This is a genomic window from Sporosarcina sp. ZBG7A (assembly GCF_000813425.1).
In the GTDB taxonomy this organism is placed as follows: domain Bacteria; phylum Bacillota; class Bacilli; order Bacillales_A; family Planococcaceae; genus Sporosarcina.
The window spans coordinates 1-2,529 of the sequence record NZ_JWIB01000073.1; the positions used below are offsets into that span (position 1 = coordinate 1).

Sequence of the window (2,529 nt, forward strand, 5' to 3'; positions counted from 1 at the left end):
GTTCAGAATGGATTCTTTTTGTTAATTAATATCTGGAGTATGGGAAAAACAGTTCCTGATGCTATGGTGTTGCTCCACAATCGCCCCCGTTAGTGTAAGAACGTTTACGGGATATTTGACATTCTTTACATATCCCTAATCGCTAAGTATAATTGAACCGTAAAGTCGAATTCAATGAGCATATTAATTATATTATAAGAGGTGAAGTTTGTGAGTGCGGTAGTTTCTAAATAAGAAAACATTAAAGGAAATAAGGAATCTTTATCAACAGGGGATCTCAGTTTTTTTCACCCCCTTATTTTGATGCGGACTTATTTCCACTTATGAAGATACCTACCATACTTTACAAACAAGTGCATCATTTCATGATTAGAACTATCGTTATTGATGGTTTTATTTATGTATTTTCTTTTGCCTTGTAACGTAAGCTGCGGTGGATACCGCAGCTTTTTTATATTTATATCCAACTCATTGAATTTTTGCCGTTAGGTTTCTTCATTGCTGATCTATTAATCACATGGAGGAGAGTGAAAACATGAATGAAAATACTTTTGAAAAATTACAGTACAACGAACTAAAGGAGAGCATAAAATCTTATTGCGTTAGCGGACTGGGAAAACAACTATTTGACAAATTAATTCCAAGTTCTAACTTAAAAGTAGTCAAACATCGTCTAACCGAAACATCTGAAGCACGTGCCATTCTGGATGCAGGAGGAAACGTACCTTTCATGGGTGTTTCCAACATTGAACATACAATTGACAAATTGGAAAAGGGCATAATTTTAGCCCCATCAGAGCTTTTTAGTATTTCTAATTTTTTAAGAGGTTGCCGAAAAATAAAAGTTTTCATGTCCGGTAAAGAATTTTTTGCTCCGACATTGTCGTCCTATGCCAATTCCATGACAGAATTCATGACGGTAGAAGAGGAAATTAACTTTTCTATAAAAAATAATCAAATTGACTCGGACGCCAGTAAAGAACTCAAACGTGTTCGTCATCATATCCAAACAACAGAACAAAAAATAAAGGAACGATTAAATAAATTTCTAAACAGTAGTACAAATAGAAATTATATTCAGGAATTCATAATTAGTATCAAGAATGATCGCTATACAATACCAATAAAATCCTCATACAAAAATCAAGTACAGGGAACTATAATTGAAGTATCAGCTAAAGGTTCGACAGTCTTTATGGAACCAAGTATAGCGGGAAAATTAAGTGTTGAATTAGCAACATTAAAAACCGAAGAGGCAATGTTGGAATATCAAATACTAGCTACTTTAACAGGGCTAGTGACTGAAAATCTTCAAGCCATTAATATTAATATTGAGCTAATATCCCAGTACGATATGATTTTTGCTAAAGCTAAATACAGCAAAAATGTGGATGGAATTGAGCCAAACATAAATGATAATGGGAATATAAAATTAATAAATTGCAAGCATCCATTACTATCGGGTCATGTTATACCACTTCATTTTCAGATTGGGAGCAGTTATCGTAGCTTAATCATAACCGGACCTAATGCAGGGGGAAAAACAATTGTGCTGAAGACAATTGGCCTTGTTACTTTGGCAACTATGTCTGGGTTTCATATTACTGCTTCGAAAGAAACCGAAATTGCAGTATTTGAGCGCATGTTTCTAGATATTGGTGACAATCAGAGTTTAGAAAATGCACTTAGCACGTTCTCTTCTCACATGAAGAACTTATCTGAGATACTTCGATCAGTAAACAACAATACCTTGTTACTATTTGACGAGATTGGCAGTGGGACAGAACCAAATGAAGGAGCAGCATTAGCAATCTCCCTCTTAGAAGAGTTTTATCTTAAAGGATGTATTACCGTTGCAACAACGCATTATGGAGAAATAAAACGTTTTTCCGAAATGCATAGTGACTTTATGAACGCTGCCATGCAATTTAATCATGAAACATTAGAACCATTATTTAAACTTCTCATCGGGCAGTCCGGGAAAAGTAACGCTTTATGGATCTCTAGAAAGATGAATGTACCGGAAAATGTTTTAAAAAGAGCAGAAAATTATATGGAAAATAAAGAATATCGCTTGGAACGGTTAAATGAAAACAAAATTCTAAGACCAAAAACAGTGGTTGAAAAAGTTGAAAATAATATCGACTATCAAAAAGGAGACCGTGTAAAACTGCTTGACCACGATGACTTTGGAATAGTGTATAAAGAAAAGGATAACTATAATAACGTTACTGTGTATTATCAAAAACAATTTGTTGAAGTAAACGAAAAACGCTTGGTACTAGAGTTAAAAGCTGAAGAGTTATATCCAGAGGGCTATGACTTAGACACTTTATTCATTGATTATAATACTAGAAAACAAAATCATGATATAGAGCGAGGATCGAAAAAAGTACTTCGTAAAATCCAGAAAGAAATTCGAAATAATAATAATTAAACACAAAAGATTCCCACCTTCGACCGGAAGTGGGAATCTTTTGTACTTAAATACTTAGGTGTTTTCCTCTTCAACAAAAGTTGGCAATAGGT

Annotated in this window: 1 protein-coding gene; it reads left to right on the forward strand. The window is 34.0% G+C overall.

Annotated elements, in window-relative coordinates; all coding sequences use genetic code 11:
* Positions 1–535: 535 nt before the first annotated feature.
* Positions 536–2,437, forward strand: coding sequence for an endonuclease MutS2 (locus RL70_RS17055; RefSeq protein WP_039044595.1), 1,902 nt, complete (start codon positions 536–538; stop codon positions 2,435–2,437).
* The last annotated feature ends 92 nt before the right edge of the window (positions 2,438–2,529 follow it).

Coding starts and splice junctions, on each gene's coding strand:
- RL70_RS17055 (WP_039044595.1), top strand. CDS start 536: ATGAATGAAAATACTTTTGAAAAATTACAGTACAACGAACTAAAGGAG.